Origin of the sequence: Pedobacter sp. Hv1, from assembly GCF_001412215.1 — a bacterium.
GTDB lineage: Bacteria > Bacteroidota > Bacteroidia > Sphingobacteriales > Sphingobacteriaceae > Pedobacter.
Window position 1 is genome coordinate 361337 of record NZ_LLWP01000004.1, and the last position, 20678, is coordinate 382014.

Sequence of the window (20678 nt, forward strand, 5' to 3'; positions counted from 1 at the left end):
TAGTTTGGTAATTGCACTTGTAAATCTATAATGTATATATGAATCTTAAAGTAAAAGATGAAAACACCAAAGGAGAGCTGATCCTTTTCAAAGAAGAAGCTGGATTTGATCGGTTATCATTTACCAGAGATAGATTTAATAAATACTTTACCATAGTTTGGAACAATGCTGCAAGCCAAATCGTTACAATTGATGGGGTTGAACATCAGTTTCCGGCCAATACCTTGCTTACGCTGCTGTTCAATCAGACCTTTAGTTTTGAAAATTCAGAAACGCTCCTAGCATGGCAATTCAATAGGGAATTTTATTGTATCATTGATCATGATAGTGAAGTAAGTTGTGTGGGCTTTCTTTTTAGCAGTACAGATCATCTATTTGTTAAGCTAGACAATTTGGCCCAGCAAAAGTTAAAACTGCTTTCTGATGTTTTTCTTGAAGAATTTAAAACTTCAGACCATATCCAGAATGAGATGTTGTTGGTATTGTTAAAAAGATTGATCATCTATATTACGCAATTGGCTAAATTAAGCTATCATCCAATCAAAAAAATGGAAGATGCGAGATTTCACATCATTAGAAAATTCAATCTTTTGGTAGAGGGAAATTTCAGAACCGAGCACTCCGTTCATTTTTATGCAGGTCAGCTCTACAAATCGCCTAAAACACTTTCCAATCTTTTTGCCATTTTTAATCAGAAGCCACCTTCACAAATTATTCAAGAGCGCATTACCATAGAGGCTAGAAGGTTGCTCTGTTATACCGATAAATCTATCAAGCACATTACTTTTGAGCTTGGCTTTGACGATGTGTCCTATTTTTCAAATTTTTTCAAAAAAAATAGTGGTTTCTCACCCTCAGATTTTAGAAATACTGCTCGATCTGCACGATTAATTAAATCATAACAACCTCATGTGTAGTTAGAATCAAATTGTAATCAAAGGAGATTCTAACCGCTAACTTATCACTTAAAAAGAATTTCGCTCAATGGTTAAGAAAGGGTTTGCTATCTTTTCTCTTTTGTTGTTTAAAACCATCTTTGCCATATCAGTACCCATTTTACCAAAATCGCTTGTTATTGTGGTAATTCCTTCGGCAATGATACTTTTTAATGGGGTTTCATGATAAGAAACTATTCCCAAATCTTTGCCTAAAACCCAACCATTCATTTTTGCAGTAGTGATAATATGAACCAGGTCGTTATCATCGTTGATAATATAAAGATCACCTTTTCTTAATTTATAACCTACAGTTTCCCTTTCTACAATACTTGGAATGGCCGAATGCTTAAAGAAATTCTCAAAGCCGGTAATCACATCATAGGAGCGCGAATTACTAGAGAAAAGTAATACTACACGTTTATAATTGTTCAATCGTTCTTTATAACTTTCAAAGAAATTATAGATGTCTTTTTCATAATTCTGGCACACATAAGGGTATTTATTCCCTAATTCTTTCATTCCTGAATCTAGTAGGTATAATCGCTTTTGGTCAAGCTCTGTCAATATCTTCTTGGTATCTTTATGAAGTACCGGCATTACAACAAAAGTATTGTAATAGGCCGAGTGGTTCTTGATCAATGTTTCAAAAACCTTAACATTATGATGATGAAAATAGATGTCAACTGTTGCTTTGGCTTTTATCTCGTTAATAAATGCATTAAACAAGACCTCTCTGTAAGGATTAAATGTACTGAGTAGTAAAAATATATTTTTATCAGGTGTAAAGTTATCGTTGGTTACAAAATACCCTTTTCCTGGTATAGAGTCGATAGTACCTGTATTGCGAAGATCATTATAAGCTTTAAATATTGATCCCCTTGCAATAGAAAATGCTGCTGCAATATGATTAACCGAAGGTAGGGTATCGCCCTGTTTCAGTTTGCCAGAAGTAATCGCATCACGAATGGATTGCACTATTTGTTTATAAATAGGTGTCGATTCCTGAGCATTGATTTTGATTAGGGATTGCTCATTCAAAGCATTTTTCATATGCCAAATATATAACTTCTACATAGTTATCATTAAAAAATATTTTGGATTAATGTAATTTATATTTAATATTGTTTTGTATGTACCAGTATATACCAGTACATAATATAAATAACTTGCATTATCAGATGAATTTGGAAAAAACTACAGAGATGCCATCGAAATATAGGCACTTGGAAAAAATGTCGACAGTTGAGCTATTGAATAATATCAATACAGAAGATGCTACAGTTGCTGAATCTATAAAACAACATCTCCCACAAATTGGAAACTTGGTCAATATCATTAAAGAAAGGCTTTTATCAGGAGGGAGGCTTTTTTATATCGGAGCAGGTACCAGCGGACGATTGGGTGTATTAGATGCTAGTGAGTGTCCACCAACATTTGGGGTTTCTTCTCATCTAGTTATAGGCATTATAGCTGGTGGAGACAAGGCACTAAGATTTGGTATTGAAAATGCTGAAGATAGTGAGCAATTAGGATGGGCAGATTTGAATAACTATGAACCTACACAAAAAGATGTAGTTGTTGGTATAGCGGCGAGCGGAACGACACCTTATGTACTAGGTGCTTTAAAACAAGCTCAAAAGATGGGCATTGTTACTGGATCAATTGTTTGCAATCCAAATAGTCCTATTTCTGCATTTGCTGATTTTCCAATAGAAGTGGTTGTAGGACCAGAATTTATTACTGGTAGCACAAGAATGAAAAGTGGCACTGCACAAAAGTTAATATTGAACATGATCTCTACTGCAGCTATGATTGGCATTGGAAGGGTTGATGATAACAAAATGGTAAATATGCAGATCACCAATCAGAAATTGATAGACAGGGGTACCAAAATGTTAATGGATAGGACAGGTATTGAAGATTATGAAAAAGCAAAAGCAATGTTAATCAGATATGGAAGTGTTCAGGAAGCTTTAAAAATAACCAAGCAATTATGACAAATGTATCTCTACCATTAAAAGAAAAAAACTATACTGCTCAGGTCATCACAATAGGTGGTTTCTTCTTCATATTTGGCTTTTTAACATGGGTAAATGGTACATTAATTCCATACCTTAAAATAGCATGCGAACTGGAAGAATGGCAGGCTTACCTGGTTGTTTTTGCCTTTTACATTTCTTATACGGTAATGGCTTTGCCATCTGGAAAATTTCTGGAACGTACAGGGATGGTGAGTGGAATGAGGATAGGCTTACTTATAATGGCATTCGGTTGTTTGTTATTTGTACCAGCCGCCTTGACCAGAATGTTTCCTTTATTTCTTCTAGGGCTGTTTATTGTTGGTACGGGATTAACCTTATTACAAACCGCAGTTAACCCTTACATTACCCTGCTCGGACCACCAGAAAGAGCTGCCCAGAGAATTAGTATAATGGGCATATGTAATAAGTTTGCAGGTGTTATTGCACCAATAATTTTAGGAGCAATCCTGCTGCATCAATCAGATTTGTTGATCTCCGAATTAAAAGGTCTTAGTGGTTTAGCAAAACAGGAAAGATTGGATGAACTGGCTCGTGGGGTAATTTTACCTTATATGGTTTTAACAGCAATTCTGATATTGATTGCTTGGCTTTTAAAGTACCCTAAGCTTCCTCCTCTGCAAGCCGAAAGCTCGAAAGAAGATGACCACAAAAAATCTCTGACAAGCCAGCAAGTGAAAAGTTTTTCATTAGGATTTTTGGCTATATTTTGCACTGTTGGTGTTGAGGTTATTGCTGGAGATACGATAGGGAATTATGGTCTTTACCATAATTTGAGCTTAGATATTGCTAAAAGTTTAACCTCTTATACACTAGCAGCGATGATGACGGGTTATATCATCGGTGTGGTAATCATTCCCAAATATGTAAGTCAAGAAAAAGCCTTTTTATTGTCAAACCTTTTGGCAATGGTACTTACAATGGTCATTCTTTTTAGTCCCAGTACAACCTCTATTGCTGCTGTGGCATTGTTAGGTTTTGCCAATGCCTTATTATGGCCTGCTATTTGGCCAAAAGCACTGAAAACACTTACTGGAAAACAATTAAATAAGGCTTCAGCAATATTAATTATGGGTATTGCCGGAGGGGCATTATTGCCTTTGCTTTATGGTTGGATTTCTCATTCCTTTAATAATCAGATTGCTTATCTGGTGCTCATTCCATGTTATCTTTTTAATATTTATTATTTTTTCTATCAACCATCTAACTCAAAAACTTAGAATAATAATTAATCATACATTCAAAAATTAGCACTCTTGCCCATTGAATTATTTCAATGGGCTTATTTATTAATTTCAAATTGAGAATATGGGATGATTACTCTTGATTCTTTTTATTTTCTCTAGCATTTTTGATGATAAAGAAAACACAAGCCACAAAAACGATGATGTAAACAACAGCTAATGCAGGTTTTTCAAATTTAAAATTTTGAAAGTCGAATTGTTCATACAATGTTACTCCTAAAATGATTGCCACAATCCAAAATACAAAGGATGTTGCTTTTTTCTTTTCCATATTTTTTAATGTTTGATGACAAAGTCGATTAATCCGCCTAAAAGCACTACAGAGAGCCAAAAACTAATCATTCCTAATAGATAAGAAACCAATGCTTTCACATAGTTCATTACTTTTTTCTTGTCAAAAAATTGGCCGATAGCCCAAGTACCATAAACAATAAATACCATGCCTGCTATTTGCATTAAGTCAATGTTTGTGAGCCCTTTAAACAGCGCAAAAACAGCCATAACCAACATTCCCATGCCCATTACAAAACAAAGCAGTATCAAAATTTCATAGAAATTATAGTCGTACTTTTTAAAAAAGACTTTCAACCAAAAGGCAATAAACATCCCCATAATTAGGTTCGAATAGCCATAATGGTCTTTAACCCAGTCTGAAATTAACCCAGCTGAAGATTTTTCCACTTCGTCAAATTTCACATATCCATCTTTAATATGAAAAAAGTGATTGACAAGTGTATAAACTAGAGAGGTAATAATGATAAAAATAATTGGTTTAACCAATCGGTTCCTGTTTTCAGCTACAAAATGCCGAACACTTTCTCCAGGTCTTGTTAGTAATTCTCGAATAGTATAGAGTATGCCTTTCTCAAAGTGTAAAATGTGCTCAATTTCGTGAATAATGTAATGTCCACTAATCCGTTTGAGTTTAACAGGTTGTCCACAGTTGGCACAATAGTTTAGATTCACTTCTACATTGCAATTTTTGCAATTCATAATTTGTCTGTCAGTCGTTAATTACTTTGTCGGTTACGAATAAACCAAAATTAAACAAATATTTCAACTGTGTATTGGATTCAGATTATTGCTTCATGAAATTATTATAAACATTAAGTAAGATTAGCTTAATTAAAGCAACATCAAAATATTTATCTTTATTTACTGTTATACCTATCAATGGGGAGTAAATGATCATCTTTCTGCCACCCACCCAACATTAATTACAAAAAATGAAAAGAACAATCATCTTTCTGATCGGAGTACTTTCCTTAAACCTTATTCCTGCTTTCTCCTGCACAATTTTCATTGCTAACGATGGCAAGCATATCTTAGTTGGAAATAACGAGGATTATTCTCCATTAAAAAGAACTTTTTTGTGGGTAAGACCTGCAACACAGCAAAAGAAAGGTTACGTTTTCTGGGGATTTGAAGAAAAATATCCAGAAGGAGGAATGAATGACCAAGGGCTTTTCTATGATGCAGCTGCTCTTCCACAGGAAGTAAACATGGTAAAAAACCCTATAAAACCTGATTTTGAAGGATATATTCTAGAGAAAATATTACAAGAATGTAGTACGGTAAAAGAAGCATTAGCGCTTTTTAATCGCTATAACCTTACTTGGCAGCAAAAAGCGCAGATCATGATCGCCGATCGTACAGGTGATTATGCCATTGTCAATGCAAGCTATACGATCCATCCGAGCGATAAAAAATATGTATTGACCAATTATAATCTCCAAGATGCAAAAAATGCTGATTTTAAATGCTGGCGCAGAAAAACGGCTTACCATATGCTTAACAATAGCCCAGTAACAGTAGGGGATTTCACTAAAATACTCGATGCTACTGCACAACGAGAAACCGACAACAGTACGGTTTACAGTCAAGTATGTGATCTGAAAAATAAAACCATTTATTTATATCAGCGCCATGATTATACTGTTTCTAAAAAAATTGATTTACTTCAATTGCTTAAAAAAGGACGTCAGAATATAGAAATAAAAGCGCTATTCCCAAAAACTGTATTTGATCAAATCAAAAATACGTATGAAAAGGAGGGGATCTCGGCTGCCATTAAAAGCTACCAACAACAAAGAAAATCAAATCAAGCGGCTTATCAATTTACAGAGAAAGACCTGGAAACATTAGGTTATCAGTTGATAGATAGCAATCGCATAACAGACGCAGAAAAGCTGTTAGAAACTAATCTCAGCTATTACCCTAATTCAGAAAGGGCAAAAGTAGCACTCGCAAATGCCTACATCCGTAGTGGAAAAAAGGAGAAAGCAAATCAGCTGTATCAATTGATAAAAGAAGTCAACCCTTCCAATTATTACCTCAATCTATTTGGGCCAAAGCAAAACATGGTTACTTTTAGCATAAAAGGCATGCAAGGAGCTGAAACCATTGCCTTGGCAGGTACATTTAATAATTATGATCCAAAAGCCAACCTATTTGTGAAGAAGGACGGTGAATGGATATGTACGCTTCATATTCCTTCAGGCAAGTATGCTTATAAACTCTATGTTGACAATACTTATTGGATACAGGACCCTGCCAACCAGATGCATATCAAACCTAACGAATGGTGGGACTCTTATTTACAGGTTCAATAAACAAATAGCTGGTTGCGATCAATCTAAAACTACTATATCGCTATTTTTTTGTATATTTAATCTTATCGGTACATACATCGAATTGATCAATAAACTCAGTCAAAACTATAGAAATTGCTTTAACACGATATGATTAAAAAACACTTGTTAAAGATCTGGATTATTACTTTTCTAACAACTGCGATAGCTACATTTCTATTGGTGCATTTAATTGAAATTTACAGAACTGATCATTTGAAACATTACATGCCTTACTTTACTGAATTGGTATGCACTTTAATTTCAATGGCTTTATCTTTTAGCTTTTTTACTGTTTTTCTTAATCTGAATAAAAAAGTTAGGCAAAACACAGTTTCAAATCTGCTTTCATTTTTTCTCTTCCCCACAATCTGTGGTTTTATCATTATACCTATAACTTTCAATAGATGGCCAGCAGATTTAAAGTACGTGTTGGCCATGATCATTCCCTTTTTTAGTTTTCTAATTTTTCAATGGTACAGGTTTAAGAGATACATGAAGATTGGTTGTAATGCTATTTGAAAAAAACTCAAATAATAGCATAAAGCAAAAAGCCCCACATTTCTGTAAGGCTTTTCGTGATCCCGCTGGGATAATGACTTATTAATCCAATCGATACTAAATGAGTTGTGTTCTTAAAAACTAATTTAGTAAGGTGATAAATTAGTTTTTTTCATTTGCTCTATAAAAAGGTTAATTTCTTTCAAGTTATTATTCTTCAGTTTGAATGAATAAAATAGTTTTTGCTCTATTATTTTAGAAGACTTAATTGGTGCTTTAATTAAATTTTTGTCTAACTCTTCATCACATAAATGTTTAGGAACTATACTAAATCCACTATTATTTTTTAAAGTTTCTATGATGCCCAAATAAGAGGGTAAAATATATCTTGGAACTATTCTAGGATGAGTATTAAATCTAGAATCCCAGAACTTTTTTATATCATTTTGGTTATTGTCATAGGTAAACCAAGTTTGCTTTTGTAGCCATGTGATGAATTGCTTATCATTTTTTTCAATATGCTCTGGAATAACAATAGAATTGGAGCAAATTAATTCTAACTCTTCATGCTTTAAGTAGGTGAATTGATGGTCGTAAGTATCGTGTTTTTTTATGCCAACCAATAATTGAATTTTTTCCATTTCAAGAGCTTCAATCAATTCTTTTTCATTTCCAAATTGGGTCACTATATACATGTCAAAAGTATAAATGTGATGTATTAATTCTTTCTTGAAAAAATCTGTGGTACAGCCAATTGTTATTGCAGACCGTTGTTTTTTTGTTCTTTGACTTGAATAGTATTCTACTTTTTCTAATTCACTTAATGGATTATTAATTTGTGAATATAAAAATTTTCCATATTCGGTAGGTGCTAATTTCCGAGTAGTTCTTTCAAATAGTTTTTTTCCAATATGGCTTTCTAGGGCAGATAAATGTTTACTAACTCCAGGTTGAGTCATGTTTAATTTTTTTGAAGCTTCTGTTATATTTTTACATTCATATATAGCGCTGAATGTTCTCAACCACTCTAAATTAATCATAACATATATTATAAATAAGTAAACAAAAATAATTAAAATTATTAATGTGTTGACTCTATGTTTGTAAAAAAAAGAACAAATGACAAAAACATTGGTAATAAATTATACGCCTAGAAAAGGCTCTTACACCCAAATTTTATTTGATGAGTTTGTGGAACTAGCAAAAGGAAAAACAGAAATCAAACATTTAAATTTAGCTGAAACCCCACCAGAATTATTATTAGAGAAAAATTTGAATTTAATAATGGAATGGAATAGGGGTAAAAGAGACTTTTCAGCAATAGAACTCTTAACGCTATCTAATCATCATAAACTTATAGATGAAGTTATTGCAGTTGATCATATTGTATTGGCTTTTCCTATTTACAATTTTACAATGCCAGCAACAGTAAAGGCTTGGATAGATGCTATTGTTGTTAGTGATAAGACATTTTCTTTTAACCCTGAAACAGGCTTTAGTGGTCTTTGTAAAGATAAAAAAGCTTTATCAATAGTAGTTGGTGGATTCGATTATAATAATTCCGATAAGATCAAGGAATTTGCTTCAGCAACAATCAAACAAAATTTTGATTTTATGGGTATTTCTTCAGAACAGATTTCAGCTTTTGGGGTTGACCAAAATAGAGACCAATTAAATTCAATTCTTGAAAATGCGAAATTGGAAATAAAAACTTTGATTGATAGATGGTTTCCAAATTAATACTAATGTTTCAGCATCTCGCTCAATTGGTGCCCAAATTTGCCGATTACAATTGGGCACCAGTTTGTATGGTGTAAGATGATTTGAAATAACTTATTATTCTTTCAGAATTACGGTTTTTAATATCTTTTAAACAAAAAAGCCCCACATTTCTGTGAGGCTTTTCGTGATTCCGTTGGGATATGAACTTAGTTCAATTTTTAGCGTTTACATCCGGAAAGTTTGTTAATGGTGATGCCTTTTATATTATATTCGTCTTATTAGAAAGCCTTTATAATGAAAAAACTCTTTATACTCTTAGCAATCTTTATCAAATTTACCTTTGGCGTAGCGGCACAAACCATCATGATGCCTCCCTTAGACAGCTACCTAGGCATTTACAGCAGCAAAAAATCGTCGATCAAAATAACCATCAGCAAAAATAATACGACGCTAATAGCCCAAGCAACCGGGCAGAACGCTTTTCCATTGGAGGCCGGTGCCAAAGATCAGTTCTTGTATTATAAGGCTGGCATTGAGTTGTTATTTGATGCTTCCAAAGGTGAAATGACGGTGAACCAGGGCGGAGACATATCTTTATTTACCAAGAATAACTTTACACCTCAAACGGTAATCGCACAACAACCCATAATCTATCAGCCTGAAGCCATGCAAGCTGATCTCAATAAATTTAAAAATGCACTTATCAAAACACATCCAGGCCTTTACACAAATCAATCCCCGGAGAAATTTGAAGAAATGGTAAACAAATTAATGTTGGAAACTTCCAAACCTATGCAGGCTGCAGATTTTTACAAGGTTGTACTCCAAATGATTGCTAATATTCATGATGACCATACGAGTGTAAAGGCTTTTAACCATTTGGGCGATATTATAGCTAATCAAAAATGGCTACCCTTTCAAATTTACGTTAAAGATGAGCGCATTTTCATTGTCAACAACTTGAGTAATTTACAAATCCCTGAAGGCTCTGAAATTCTGGCAATAGATGGTTATTTAAGCAATAAGATTTTATCTGAAACTTTGAAATATTTCTCTTCCGATGGTACCAGCGAATCTCCTACACTACATAAATTAGGAGTTTCTTACTTCCATCTGTTTGGTAAACTATATCCGCAGATCTTTGGAGAAAAATTGTCCTACAATCTTTCTTACCGTGATTATAAGTCTAACAAAATTTTAACCGCACAAGTGGAACCAATCTCTGAACAAAACTACATGGCACTCAAAGGAAAACGTTATCCATTAACCATCCAATCGACAGATGCTTTTAATTTTACGCTTAATAAGTATGGAAATCATGCAATTCTCAAAATCGATCGATTTTTCAAAGACAGTTTTAATGAACCCCAAAATACCTTTCCTGATTATTATAAAAAATGTTTCAAAGAAATTTATGCTAACAAAATTAAAAACTTAATCATCGACTTAAGAGATAATAGTGGTGGTAAGGCAGAAAATGCCGCTTATTTACTTCAATACTTAATTGATAAGCCCATAATTCCAGCTAAAGAAATAACTACATTGGGGAATGATAACTACTTTTTGAAAGCAACCGGCGTTAAACTTGGATTAGATGAAGACTTTGGCCTGGCTCAGCAAATGGATGGAACTTTTAAGGTTACAAAATCAGATATCGCACTAGAGAAATTTGATCCAATTAATGAATATCATTTTAATGGAAATTTAGTGGTGCTCATTAATGGTGGAACGCTTTCAGCGGGTGGCACAGCTGCAGGACTTCTAAAAGAATATACGAATGCTATTTTGGTCGGTAGTGAAACTTCCGGATATGCAGGTATAAGTAATGGTGTTCAAAAAATATCAATATTGGGCGGCCATACTGAAACGGCCATAACCATACCGCTTTTCCATGGCGTGTATGCAATAAACCCAATTATACAGAAAAGAGGAGCTATTCCTAATTATCAGGTATCAAACTCTGTTGAGGACATACTTGGAAACAGGGATGCGGTTCTAGAATTTGTATTTAAAAACTTATTGCATATTAATGCTAAGTAATGTTCTTAGAGGAGTATAACTTGTATATCAATTAATTGTTAAGGGGGCACTAATTTATTGCATATTTTGATATATCCCGTAAAAGAAAAAACCCTGCAAATCAAATGATTGCAGGGTTTTAGTTTCTTTTTAACTTATTATTTGTGATCCCGCTGGGATTCGAACCCAGGACCACTACATTAAAAGTGTAATGCTCTACCAGCTGAGCTACGGAATCTACTTTGAATAAACGTTTAACCGTTTGTTTTAAAGTGGTGCAAATATAGGGTTATGCTCCTTTCAATGCAAGGTTTTTTTTAAAGCATTGCGTACCCTGCTGATTTATAAGGGAATTAATTATCAAATCGTTAATTACAGGTTAAAAAATAGACTTAAAATAGTTCCATTTTAAGCTACAGCATACAATTTCTGATATTGTAAAGGGCTTTTGCCTGTAATGTTTTTAAAGTATTGGTGGAAACTGGCAAAATTATAAAAACCACTTTCGTAACAGATCTGCTTTACATTCAGGTTTCCATCCATTAGCAATTTGCAGGCATGGCTTACCCTAATCTCATTTAAAAAGGTAGAATAGGTCTTTTTGCTTCGAGATTTAAAATATTTACAAAATGAATTTGGACTGATCTGGGCAATCCCTGCAATGGTATCCAAACTGATCTTCTCTTTAAAATTGGCAATCGTATATTCGTATATGGCATGGATTCTGTCTTTTTCCGATGCCTGAAAATGATATTTAAAACCGATAGACACTAAATTTCTCTTTTCCTTACAGCTTTGGATAGCGAGGAGGGCCTCCATTAAATTGATCAGTTTTCTACTGCCATTACTTGCAATTACCTGCGTAATCAATTGAGCAATGGCTTTCCTTTCTTCACCCAATACCTGAATTCCCAATTTTGCCTGTTGTAAAATCTCAAAAAGCGCTGCGTTTTCTGGTAAGGTCAAAAAATCATTTCCCCAAAAATCTTCCTTAAAATGGACCACTTTTACATCTACCTCGCCATTACCTTCAATTGTGGTATCAAAACGCCAATAATGGGGTACATTACTGCCTACCAACATCACGTCACCATCTTTAAAAGTTTGAATGCTATCACCAATAAACTGCATGCCACTTCCTTTTTCAAAATAGATCAATTCTACCTCTGGGTGGTAATGCCAATGGCTATTGGTATCAGCAATCCTATCCCTACGGGCACTAAAAGAATGGATCAAGTCTGTAGCAACCTTTAATAACTGAGGTTTCAATGGTATTTGAATTAGTTAAACTTATCATCAATTTAGAAATGAATTTAAGTAGAATAATACAATATCTCTTAATATTTAGACAAAATCTTTAAATGAAGTCTAAGGCCCAATCGTTTTATTTGTATAGGGAAGGGGTATTGTTTCATTAAAACTGGTACCTTTTACCACAACCTAACCAAATAGACCAAAACATGATGAACCCAACCAAAGGCAAAAATTACCTCTTTGCCCTCATCTTAGTGACCAGCCTCTTCTTTTTCTGGGGCTTTGTACACAACCTCGATCCAATTTTAATCCCTCACTTAAAAAAAGCATTCTTATTGAGCGATCTGGAAACAGCTCTGGTCGATTTTTCTGTTTTTATTGCTTATTTCGTAATGGCCTTACCAGCAGGTTACATCATGCGCAAATGGGGTTACAAAAGTGGGATCATTTTAGGTCTAACCTTATTTGCCATTGGCTCTTTTTTATTTTTGCCTGCTGCAGATACTAGACAATATAGCTTCTTTTTAGGTGCTTTATTTATCATTGCCTGTGGTTTAACCTTTTTAGAAACAGCAGCAAATCCGTACGTTACTGTTTTGGGGCCACCAGAAACCGCTACTCAGCGCTTAAATTTCTCACAATCTTTTAATGGACTTGCTGCTTTTTTAGCGCCTATAATTGGAGGTAAATTCATTTTATCTGGTATTAACCATACAAATGAAGAATTGGCCAAAATGTTACCTGCGGTTAAAGAAGCCTACCTAATTGAAGAAGCCAGTAGCGTAAAGGGGCCTTATCTCATTTTAGGGATCGTCATTATCCTAGTAGCCGTTTTATTTATTTTTACCAAACTTCCAGATATCAAAGAAGACAAGAAAGAAGGAGAGCGCACCAGCATCATCCAAGCTTTAAAACACAAACATTTGGTTTGGGCCATTATTGCACAGTTTTTTTATGTGGGGGCACAAGTATGTGTAATGAGCTTTTTTGTACGTTTCATTACCGTATCGGCTAATTTAGGCGAAAAAGAAGCGACTTGGTATGCAGCAGCAGCAGGACTGGCCTTTATGATTGGTCGCTTTGCAGGAACTTTCTTCATGAAATTTGTGGCCCCTCATCGTTTATTGATGTTGTATGCGGCAATCAGTATGTTCCTTTCTTTAATTGCTATTTTCGGAACAGGAATGCTTACGGCCTATGCTTTAATAGGTATTGCGTTTTTCATGTCAATTATGTTTCCAACTATCTTTTCAATGGGCATTACCGGCTTAGGGAAAGATACCAAAATAGGATCTTCACTAATCGTGATGTCTATAGTTGGTGGTGCATTATTGCCCTTGGGTTTAGGCTACATCTCAGACCTTACCCATAATATTCAATATGGTTATGTAGTACCATTTATATGTTTCCTAGTGGTATTTTATTTTGCTTGGAAAACCTGGAGACCGGTAAATCTAGAAAAAGAATTGCCCTTAGCAAACTGATCCCTAATTCAAATGAGACATCAAGTTTTAAAAATCAACCCAAAAGACAATGTATTGGTAGCCTTAACCGATTTGGAAAAGGGTGCTGAAATCATTTTTGAAGGACATAATTACATTTTACAAGAAGATATTCCGGCCAAGCATAAATTTTTTATGCAACACATGGCACAGGGTGACGAAATTACCATGTATGGGGTTTTGGTTGGTAAAACACAATTTAATGTAGCTAAGGGTTGTAGAATGACGGTAACGAATACCAAACATGCCGCAGAACCTTATGGTTATCGCAAAGCAAGCTACCAGTGGCAAGCACCAGAAGTTGCTTCATTTGCCAATCGTACTTTTAACGGCTACCACCGGAGCAATGGCGAAGTAGGAACAGCCAATTACTGGTTGTTTATTCCTACTGTTTTTTGCGAAAACCGTAACCTCGACATGATCAAAGAGGCGCTCCATAACGAATTGGGTTATGCCGTTGGCGATAAATACAAAAGTTATACCCACAACTTAGTTACAGCCTTTAAAAATGAAACCGACCTCAATAACCTGTCTTCTGATACGGTTAAAACAGAAAACAGACTTTTTAAAAATGTAGATGGCATTAAATTCTTAAACCACCAAGGAGGTTGTGGAGGTACAAGACAAGATTCCGCAATCCTCAGTAAGCTTTTGGTGGCCTATGCAGATCATCCCAATGTGGCTGGGGTTACTTTACTCAGCTTAGGCTGTCAGCATTTACAGCTTGCCGATTTTAAAGCAGACCTTTTACTGCGTAATCCCAATTTTGATAAACCTTTATTGATTTTTGAGCAACAGACCGCACAAAGTGAAGAGCAATTGATCAAAGATGCCATTTATCAAACCTTTAACGGTTTAATCTCCATCAATAAAATAGAACGTCAACCTGCACCCTTAAGCAAATTATGTGTAGGGGTTAAATGTGGCGGTAGTGATGGTTTTAGTGGCATTTCGGCCAATCCGGCCGTAGGCCATACTGCCGATCTATTGGTGGCTTTGGGTGCCAAAGTGTTATTGGCCGAGTTCCCAGAATTGTGCGGTGTAGAACAAGAGTTGATTGATCGCTGCCAAACAGAAGAAGCTGCTCGCAAATTTATCAAACTCATGACCGATTATGATGAACTGGCACATCAGGTGGGCTCTGGTTTTCACATGAATCCTTCACCCGGAAACATCAAAGATGGTTTAATTACCGATGCCATCAAATCTGCCGGTGCGGCAAAAAAGGGTGGATCAGCACCTGTAGTAGATGTATTGGATTATACCGAACCTGCTACCAAGGCAGGTTTAAGCTTGGTTTGTACACCCGGTAACGACGTAGAGGCTACCACAGGTAAGGCAGCAGCAGGAGCTACACTTATTTTGTTTACAACGGGCTTAGGAACGCCTACAGGCAATCCAGTATGCCCAACTATTAAAGTAGCCACCAATACTCAGTTAGCGCTACGTATGGCAGATATTATCGATATAGACACAGGGCCCGTTATTGCTGGCGAGAAAACCATAGCAGAAATGGGTGTCGATATTTTGGAGTATTGCATTAGGGTGGCCAGTGGCGAAGAAATACCCAAAGCCGTACTGCTCAATCAAGATGACTTTATCCCGTGGAAACGAGGTGTCAGCCTGTAAAAGGTGGAAGTTAGAAGGTGTAGGGTTTAAGGTGAGGCAGTTCATTGGTCCGTCTTGATACTCGCTAATGAATACTAATAAAGAGGAAATAGAAATACCCAACTAACTACTAATAACTAAAAACGAAGAACTCAAAACGATCTTTATACTTTGATCTTAATACTTAATACTAAAAAAAATGTTCAACCTACAATATAAAAAAGCAATAGTAACAGGTGGTGGTAGTGGTATCGGCAAGGCCATAGCCATTGCTTTGGCCAAAAATGGGGCCGAGGTACATATTTTGGAAGTAGATGCGCAAAATGCAACATCAACCCTTACCGAAATAGAAAACAATGGAGGTAAAGCTTTTGCTTACAGCTGTAATGTGGCCGATCAAATGGCTGTTGAAACTGTTTTTTCGACAATTGGAGCCATCCACATCTTGATCAACAATGCAGGGATTGCTCATGTAGGTAAAGCAGATACTACTACAGAAGATGATTTTGACCGTTTAATGAGTGTCAATGTAAAAGGGGTTTACAATTGTATTAAAGCGGCCATTCCGCAATTGCGCAAAAATAAGGGTGGTGTTATTATCAACATGGCTTCTATAGCCGCATTGGTAGGTTTAGCCGATCGTTTTGCCTATTCTACCACTAAAGGCGCTGTAAAGGCCATGACCATGAGTGTAGCCAAAGACTACCTGCACGAGCATATCCGTTGCAACTCCATTTCGCCAGCCCGGGTACACACGCCATTTGTAGATGGTTTTTTAGAAAAGAACTATCCTGATCAGAAAGCAGCAATGTTTGAGAAACTATCTAAATCACAACCCATCGGCCGAATGGCACAACCAGAAGAAATAGGGCACCTGGCACTGTATCTCTGTAGCGACGAAGCTTCGTTTATTACTGGTGTCGATTACCCAATTGATGGCGGATTTACCACATTAAATAACTAAACCATGAAAAGAATTTTAATCATTTGTTTATTGGCCTTAGCTACACAACACCTACAGGCACAATACACGCCAACAAAAGAGAACCTTGCTGCCAGAAAAGAATTTGAGGCGATGCGCTTTGGACTATTTATCCATTGGGGGCCTTTTAGCATCCCCGGTAGCGGCGAATGGGTAATGAACAACCGAAACATTAAAGTAAAAGATTATACAAGGTTAAAAGACTTTTTTAATCCAATAGCGTTTGATGCGAAAGCTTATGTGAGCTTGGCAAAAAAGGCAGGTATGAAGTATATTACGTTAATTACCCGTCACCATGATGGTTTCAGTATGTGGGATACCAAATATTCCGACTTCAATATCATGAATACACCTTATAAAAAAGATATCGTAAAGCTATTGGCTGATGAATGCCATAAACAGGATATCAAGCTTTTTTTATATTATTCGCTGTTAGATTGGCGTAGAGAAGACTACCCACACGAAACTGGTAAAACCGGACAGAAAACTGGTCGAGTTGGGAAAAAAGGCGATTACGCCGCATATCTACAGTTCATGAAAAACCAATTAACCGAACTCTTAACCAATTACGGCAAAATTTCAGGCATCTGGTTTGATGGCCATTGGGACCAAACGGCACCAGAAGGAGAAAAAGACAGGTCATCAAGAATAGATTGGAAATATGATGAAATCTATACCCTGATCCATAAATTGCAGCCTTGGGCGCTCATAGGCAATAACCACCATTTAAGCCCTTTTGCCGGTGAAGACTTTCAGATGTTTGAAAAAGACTTGCCAGGAGAAAATAAGGCTGGGCTTAGTTTTCAGGAAGCATCAGATCAATTACCAGTAGAAACCTGCGAAACCATGAACGATTCTTGGGGATTTAATCTTACCGATAACAAATACAAATCAGAAAAGCAGGTTATCCACTATTTGATTGGTGCTGCAGGCCGTAATGCCAATTTATTATTAAACGTTGGGCCAATGCCAAATGGAAAGATCCAAGAAGAATTTGTGGATACTTTAGAAGCTACAGGCAAATGGATGGCCAAATATGGCGAAACGATCTATGGTACTACTGGCAATGTCATTAAACCACAGAAATGGGGTCTCATTACCCGAAAAGATAAGGTTTTGTATGTACATATCTTAAATGATATGGGTGCAGACCATATCATTTTACCAGATTTTAACCATAAAATTAAAAATGCGGTTACATTTGATAATGGAACCAAAATCCAATACAAACAAGAGGCAGATGGCCTACATCTCTTTGTTAAAAAGGAACCTGCTACAATAGACAAGATTATCAAACTAGAAATACAATAAAAACATAAATAGATGAAACTGATTAGATTTGGCGAAATAGGAAAAGAAAAACCAGGCGTAATTATCAATGATGAATATTTTGACGTATCAGCACTGGTAACAGACTATAATGAAGCATTTTTTGAAAATGATGGCCTCAACAAACTCCAACAACAATTGGAGGGAGCTACCTTACCAAAAGTAGATCCAAGTGTACGCCTAGGCGCTGCCGTGGCCAGACCATCTAAACTACTTTGTATAGGTCTTAATTATTCAGATCACGCCAAAGAGACCAATGCACCTATCCCTAAAGAACCCATTTTATTTTTTAAATCTACTACTGCCATCGTTGGCCCTAATGATGCGCTTGTTATTCCAAAAAATAGTATAAAAACAGATTGGGAAGTTGAATTAGCCATTGTAATTGGTAAAAAAGCAGCTTATGTAAGTGTAGAAGAGGCCGAAGACTACATAGCGGGTTATTGTTTGCACAACGATTATAGCGAACGCGAATTTCAATTGGAACGCAACGGACAATGGGCAAAAGGCAAAGGTTGCGATACTTTTGCGCCTTTAGGCCCTTTTATGGCTACTAAGGATGAAATTAAAGATGTACATCAGCTTCGCCTGTGGCTAAGTGTAAATGGAAACATCGTACAAGATGGCAATACGGCTAATTTTATCTTTAATGTACCAACTATGGTTTCTTATGTTAGCCAATTTATGACTCTATTACCTGGCGATGTGATTTCTACAGGCACACCAGCAGGAGTGGGCCTAGGCCAGAAACCAGAACCTTGGTACCTTAAACCAGGAGATGTAATTGAACTAGGAATTGATGGTTTAGGTACAAGTAAACAAATAGCCCAAGCCTATCAGTAAATGATTGAATGAACGAATGAACCAATAATTGAATAAATGAAAGCCATTCAAAATTCAATCATTCCGTCATTCAAAATTTAAAAAAAGATGAAAAGATATTGTTTAGCCTTAGATTTAAAAGACGACCCAGCTTTAATTGCAAGCTATGATGACTATCATAAAGCGGTATGGCCAGAAATTTTAGAGAGTATCCATACAGCAGGAATTGAAGCGCTTGATATTTATCGTACAGGTAATCGGCTATTTATGATGATGGAGGTAAATGATCACTTTAATTTTGAGGCTAAAGGAAAAGCTGATGCTGAAAACCCAAAAGTACAAGAATGGGAAACCTTAATGTGGCAATATCAACAAGCTTTACCTTTTGCTAAACCAGGCGAAAAATGGGTGCTGATGGATCAGATTTTTAAATTATGATAGACAGCCATCAACATTTTTGGCAACACCATCCAGTAAAAGACAGCTGGATTAGCGATGAGATGGCTGTGATCAAAAGAGATTTTTTGCCAGTAGATCTGGTACCCATTTTAAAGGATAACGGAATTAATGGTTGCATTGCTGTTCAGGCTGATCAGAGTGAAGTGGAAACCAATTTTTTATTAGATTTAGCCAAGCAAAATCCATTTATTAAAGGTGTTGTGGGCTGGGTAAACCTTCAAAATGCTAACATTAACGAACGACTACATTATTTTAGTCAGTTTAAACAGCTCAAAGGCTGGCGACATATTCTGCAAGCAGAACCTGATGGTTTGATGCTTAAACCTGAGTTTTTAAGAGGAATTAAAGCATTAACCGAATTTGGGTACACCTATGATATCTTAATTCACCAACATCAATTGCCAGAAGTTATTCAATTGGTAGACAAATGCCAAAATCAAGCTTTTGTAATTGACCATTGCGCCAAACCAGCCATTAAAAATAACGAGATTGCCGACTGGAAAAGCCATATCCAAAGCATTGCCCAACACCCCAATGTCTATTGTAAACTATCAGGTCTATTAACCGAAGCCGACTGGAAACATTGGGATGAAAAACAGATTTTCAACTACTTAGATGTTGTTTTCGAAAGTTTTGGTACAGAGCGATTAATGTTTGGCAGCGATTGGCCAGTACTTTTATTGGCAGGTAGTTATAGTCAGTGGAAAGGCTTGATCCAACGGTATGTACAGCAGTTGAGCCAGCAAGAACAACAACAAATATTTAACGATAATGCCTACACATTTTATAAATTGTAGTACCAAACCTTAAAAGATGGATTTAAATTTAAGCAACAACATTGTAATCGTTACTGGTGGCGCAAAAGGAATAGGAGCAGCAATAGTAAAAACATTAGCTGTGGAAGGCGCATTTCCGATCATCATTGGCAGAAATGAAGCCGATAATCAAAAATTCAATGCAGCAATTAAGGAACTTGGCTTAAACTGCGATTATGTTACTGCAGAATTGACCCAGCCACAAAGCAGTAAAATGGTGATTGATACCGTGATGCAACGTTATGGAAAAATTGATGGTTTGATTAACAATGCGGGTGTTAACGATGGCATAGGGCTTGAAAATGGTAATTATGAGGATTTTATGGCCTCCTTACATAAAAATGTAGTCCATTATTACCTGTTGGCGCATTATGCTTTGCCTGCATTAAAAGAAAGCAAGGGAGCCATTGTCAACATCAGCAGTAAGACTGCAGAAACTGGACAGGGAGGAACTTCTGCTTATGCTGCAGCTAATGGTGCCCGCAATGCCTTAACCCGCGAATGGGCGGTAGAATTATTGCCCTTTGGTATCCGTGTAAATGCAGTGTTAGTAGCCGAATCGTACACCCCTTTATATCAAACCTGGATAGAGACTTTTGATGAACCTGAAGAAAAACTAAAAAGCATTACTGCTAAAATACCACTAGAAAAAAGAATGACCAAAACCGAAGAAATTGCAGATGCTGTTGCCTTTTTACTATCTAACCGATCTGGCCACACTACCGGACAATTGATTCATGTAGATGGCGGTTACGTACACTTAGACAGAGCTTTATCATAAGTTTATTTTTAAGTTGGTCGAGATTTATAATCT

At 36.0% G+C, this 20678-nt stretch carries 19 protein-coding genes and 1 tRNA gene; 14 read left to right on the plus strand and 6 right to left on the minus strand.

Annotated features, from left to right (window positions below; all coding sequences use genetic code 11):
* The first annotated feature begins 38 nt into the window (after window positions 1-38).
* Entirely contained in the window at window positions 39-902 is an 864-nt protein-coding gene (locus AQF98_RS09405; protein WP_055131683.1) for an AraC family transcriptional regulator, read from the plus strand.
* A 63-nt stretch (window positions 903-965) separates the two neighbouring features.
* On the opposite strand, the gene AQF98_RS09410 is transcribed toward AQF98_RS09405, so the two are convergent.
* Window positions 966-1988, minus strand: a complete 1023-nt coding sequence (locus AQF98_RS09410) for a GntR family transcriptional regulator (protein ID WP_055131684.1) — start codon at window positions 1986-1988, stop codon at window positions 966-968.
* Between the two features lie 128 nt (window positions 1989-2116).
* Between AQF98_RS09410 and murQ the strand changes: the two genes are divergently transcribed.
* Both murQ and AQF98_RS09420 read left to right on the plus strand, forming a co-directional pair.
* Window positions 2117-2935: an N-acetylmuramic acid 6-phosphate etherase gene (gene murQ / locus AQF98_RS09415; protein ID WP_055132103.1), complete on the plus strand. Its 819-nt coding sequence runs from the start codon at window positions 2117-2119 to the stop codon at window positions 2933-2935.
* Window positions 2932-4197, plus strand: a complete 1266-nt coding sequence (locus AQF98_RS09420) for a sugar MFS transporter (RefSeq protein ID WP_055131685.1) — start codon at window positions 2932-2934, stop codon at window positions 4195-4197. The genes murQ and AQF98_RS09420 overlap by 4 nt, the downstream gene beginning before the upstream one ends.
* 97 nt (window positions 4198-4294) lie before the next feature.
* Here the strand turns inward: AQF98_RS09420 and AQF98_RS09425 are convergent, their stop codons facing one another.
* On the minus strand, window positions 4295-4492 hold the full coding sequence (locus tag AQF98_RS09425; protein ID WP_055131686.1) for a hypothetical protein: 198 nt from the start codon (window positions 4490-4492) through the stop codon (window positions 4295-4297).
* 5 nt (window positions 4493-4497) lie between these two features.
* On the minus strand, window positions 4498-5214 hold the full coding sequence (locus tag AQF98_RS09430; RefSeq protein ID WP_055131687.1) for a DUF3667 domain-containing protein: 717 nt from the start codon (window positions 5212-5214) through the stop codon (window positions 4498-4500).
* 233 nt (window positions 5215-5447) lie between these two features.
* Between AQF98_RS09430 and AQF98_RS09435 the strand changes: the two genes are divergently transcribed.
* A complete protein-coding gene (locus tag AQF98_RS09435; protein WP_055131688.1) occupies window positions 5448-6833 on the plus strand; it encodes a tetratricopeptide repeat protein in 1386 nt (461 codons plus the stop codon).
* 665 nt (window positions 6834-7498) lie between these two features.
* Here the strand turns inward: AQF98_RS09435 and AQF98_RS09445 are convergent.
* Window positions 7499-8392 carry a LysR family transcriptional regulator gene (locus AQF98_RS09445; protein WP_055131690.1) on the minus strand — a complete coding sequence of 298 codons (894 nt, stop codon included), beginning with the start codon at window positions 8390-8392 and terminating at the stop codon, window positions 7499-7501.
* 79 nt (window positions 8393-8471) lie between these two features.
* On the opposite strand from AQF98_RS09445, the gene AQF98_RS09450 reads away from it, so the two are divergent.
* A complete protein-coding gene (locus AQF98_RS09450) occupies window positions 8472-9092 on the plus strand; it encodes an NAD(P)H-dependent oxidoreductase (protein WP_055131691.1) in 621 nt (206 codons plus the stop codon).
* Window positions 9093-9368: 276 nt separating this feature from the next.
* Window positions 9369-11114 carry a S41 family peptidase gene (locus AQF98_RS09455; protein ID WP_055131692.1) on the plus strand — a complete coding sequence of 582 codons (1746 nt, stop codon included), beginning with the start codon at window positions 9369-9371 and terminating at the stop codon, window positions 11112-11114.
* Between the two features lie 144 nt (window positions 11115-11258).
* Here the strand turns inward: AQF98_RS09455 and AQF98_RS09460 are convergent.
* A tRNA-Lys gene (locus AQF98_RS09460) sits at window positions 11259-11331 on the minus strand.
* Between the two features lie 170 nt (window positions 11332-11501).
* Window positions 11502-12362 carry an AraC family transcriptional regulator gene (locus AQF98_RS09465; protein WP_055131693.1) on the minus strand — a complete coding sequence of 287 codons (861 nt, stop codon included), beginning with the start codon at window positions 12360-12362 and terminating at the stop codon, window positions 11502-11504.
* A 191-nt stretch (window positions 12363-12553) separates the two neighbouring features.
* On the opposite strand from AQF98_RS09465, the gene fucP reads away from it, so the two are divergent.
* The 8 genes from fucP (at window position 12554) to AQF98_RS09505 (ending at window position 20645) form a co-directional block, all read left to right on the plus strand.
* The gene (gene fucP / locus AQF98_RS09470) at window positions 12554-13831 is read left to right on the plus strand and encodes an L-fucose:H+ symporter permease (protein ID WP_369816917.1); all 1278 of its coding nucleotides are present in this window, start codon (window positions 12554-12556) and stop codon (window positions 13829-13831) included.
* A gap of 12 nt (window positions 13832-13843) precedes the next feature.
* A complete protein-coding gene (locus AQF98_RS09475) occupies window positions 13844-15478 on the plus strand; it encodes a UxaA family hydrolase (protein WP_055131695.1) in 1635 nt (544 codons plus the stop codon).
* Between the two features lie 178 nt (window positions 15479-15656).
* Window positions 15657-16421 (plus strand): SDR family NAD(P)-dependent oxidoreductase, encoded by a 765-nt coding sequence (locus AQF98_RS09480; RefSeq protein ID WP_055131696.1) that lies wholly within the window; start codon window positions 15657-15659, stop codon window positions 16419-16421.
* A gap of 3 nt (window positions 16422-16424) precedes the next feature.
* On the plus strand, window positions 16425-17750 hold the full coding sequence (locus AQF98_RS09485) for an alpha-L-fucosidase (protein WP_082434958.1): 1326 nt from the start codon (window positions 16425-16427) through the stop codon (window positions 17748-17750).
* A gap of 12 nt (window positions 17751-17762) precedes the next feature.
* Window positions 17763-18611 (plus strand): fumarylacetoacetate hydrolase family protein, encoded by an 849-nt coding sequence (locus AQF98_RS09490; RefSeq protein ID WP_055131697.1) that lies wholly within the window; start codon window positions 17763-17765, stop codon window positions 18609-18611.
* Window positions 18612-18698: 87 nt separating this feature from the next.
* Window positions 18699-19028, plus strand: coding sequence for an L-rhamnose mutarotase (locus AQF98_RS09495; RefSeq protein WP_055131698.1), 330 nt, complete (start codon window positions 18699-18701; stop codon window positions 19026-19028).
* Window positions 19025-19846 carry an amidohydrolase gene (locus AQF98_RS09500; RefSeq protein ID WP_200911866.1) on the plus strand — a complete coding sequence of 274 codons (822 nt, stop codon included), beginning with the start codon at window positions 19025-19027 and terminating at the stop codon, window positions 19844-19846. Before AQF98_RS09495 ends, AQF98_RS09500 begins: the two co-directional genes overlap by 4 nt.
* Window positions 19847-19862: 16 nt before the next feature.
* The gene (locus AQF98_RS09505; protein WP_055131700.1) at window positions 19863-20645 is read left to right on the plus strand and encodes an SDR family oxidoreductase; all 783 of its coding nucleotides are present in this window, start codon (window positions 19863-19865) and stop codon (window positions 20643-20645) included.
* The last annotated feature ends 33 nt before the right edge of the window (window positions 20646-20678 follow it).

Coding starts and splice junctions, on each gene's coding strand:
- AQF98_RS09495 (WP_055131698.1), top strand. CDS start 18,699: ATGAAAAGATATTGTTTAGCCTTAGATTTAAAAGACGACCCAGCTTTA.
- fucP (WP_369816917.1), top strand. CDS start 12,554: ATGATGAACCCAACCAAAGGCAAAAATTACCTCTTTGCCCTCATCTTA.
- AQF98_RS09500 (WP_200911866.1), top strand. CDS start 19,025: ATGATAGACAGCCATCAACATTTTTGGCAACACCATCCAGTAAAAGAC.
- AQF98_RS09420 (WP_055131685.1), top strand. CDS start 2,932: ATGACAAATGTATCTCTACCATTAAAAGAAAAAAACTATACTGCTCAG.
- AQF98_RS09480 (WP_055131696.1), top strand. CDS start 15,657: ATGTTCAACCTACAATATAAAAAAGCAATAGTAACAGGTGGTGGTAGT.
- AQF98_RS09475 (WP_055131695.1), top strand. CDS start 13,844: ATGAGACATCAAGTTTTAAAAATCAACCCAAAAGACAATGTATTGGTA.
- AQF98_RS09505 (WP_055131700.1), top strand. CDS start 19,863: ATGGATTTAAATTTAAGCAACAACATTGTAATCGTTACTGGTGGCGCA.
- AQF98_RS09435 (WP_055131688.1), top strand. CDS start 5,448: ATGAAAAGAACAATCATCTTTCTGATCGGAGTACTTTCCTTAAACCTT.
- AQF98_RS09405 (WP_055131683.1), top strand. CDS start 39: ATGAATCTTAAAGTAAAAGATGAAAACACCAAAGGAGAGCTGATCCTT.
- AQF98_RS09485 (WP_082434958.1), top strand. CDS start 16,425: ATGAAAAGAATTTTAATCATTTGTTTATTGGCCTTAGCTACACAACAC.
- AQF98_RS09445 (WP_055131690.1), bottom strand. CDS start 8,392: ATGATTAATTTAGAGTGGTTGAGAACATTCAGCGCTATATATGAATGT.
- AQF98_RS09450 (WP_055131691.1), top strand. CDS start 8,472: ATGACAAAAACATTGGTAATAAATTATACGCCTAGAAAAGGCTCTTAC.
- AQF98_RS09410 (WP_055131684.1), bottom strand. CDS start 1,988: ATGAAAAATGCTTTGAATGAGCAATCCCTAATCAAAATCAATGCTCAG.
- AQF98_RS09425 (WP_055131686.1), bottom strand. CDS start 4,492: ATGGAAAAGAAAAAAGCAACATCCTTTGTATTTTGGATTGTGGCAATC.
- AQF98_RS09430 (WP_055131687.1), bottom strand. CDS start 5,214: ATGAATTGCAAAAATTGCAATGTAGAAGTGAATCTAAACTATTGTGCC.
- AQF98_RS09455 (WP_055131692.1), top strand. CDS start 9,369: ATGAAAAAACTCTTTATACTCTTAGCAATCTTTATCAAATTTACCTTT.
- murQ (WP_055132103.1), top strand. CDS start 2,117: ATGAATTTGGAAAAAACTACAGAGATGCCATCGAAATATAGGCACTTG.
- AQF98_RS09490 (WP_055131697.1), top strand. CDS start 17,763: ATGAAACTGATTAGATTTGGCGAAATAGGAAAAGAAAAACCAGGCGTA.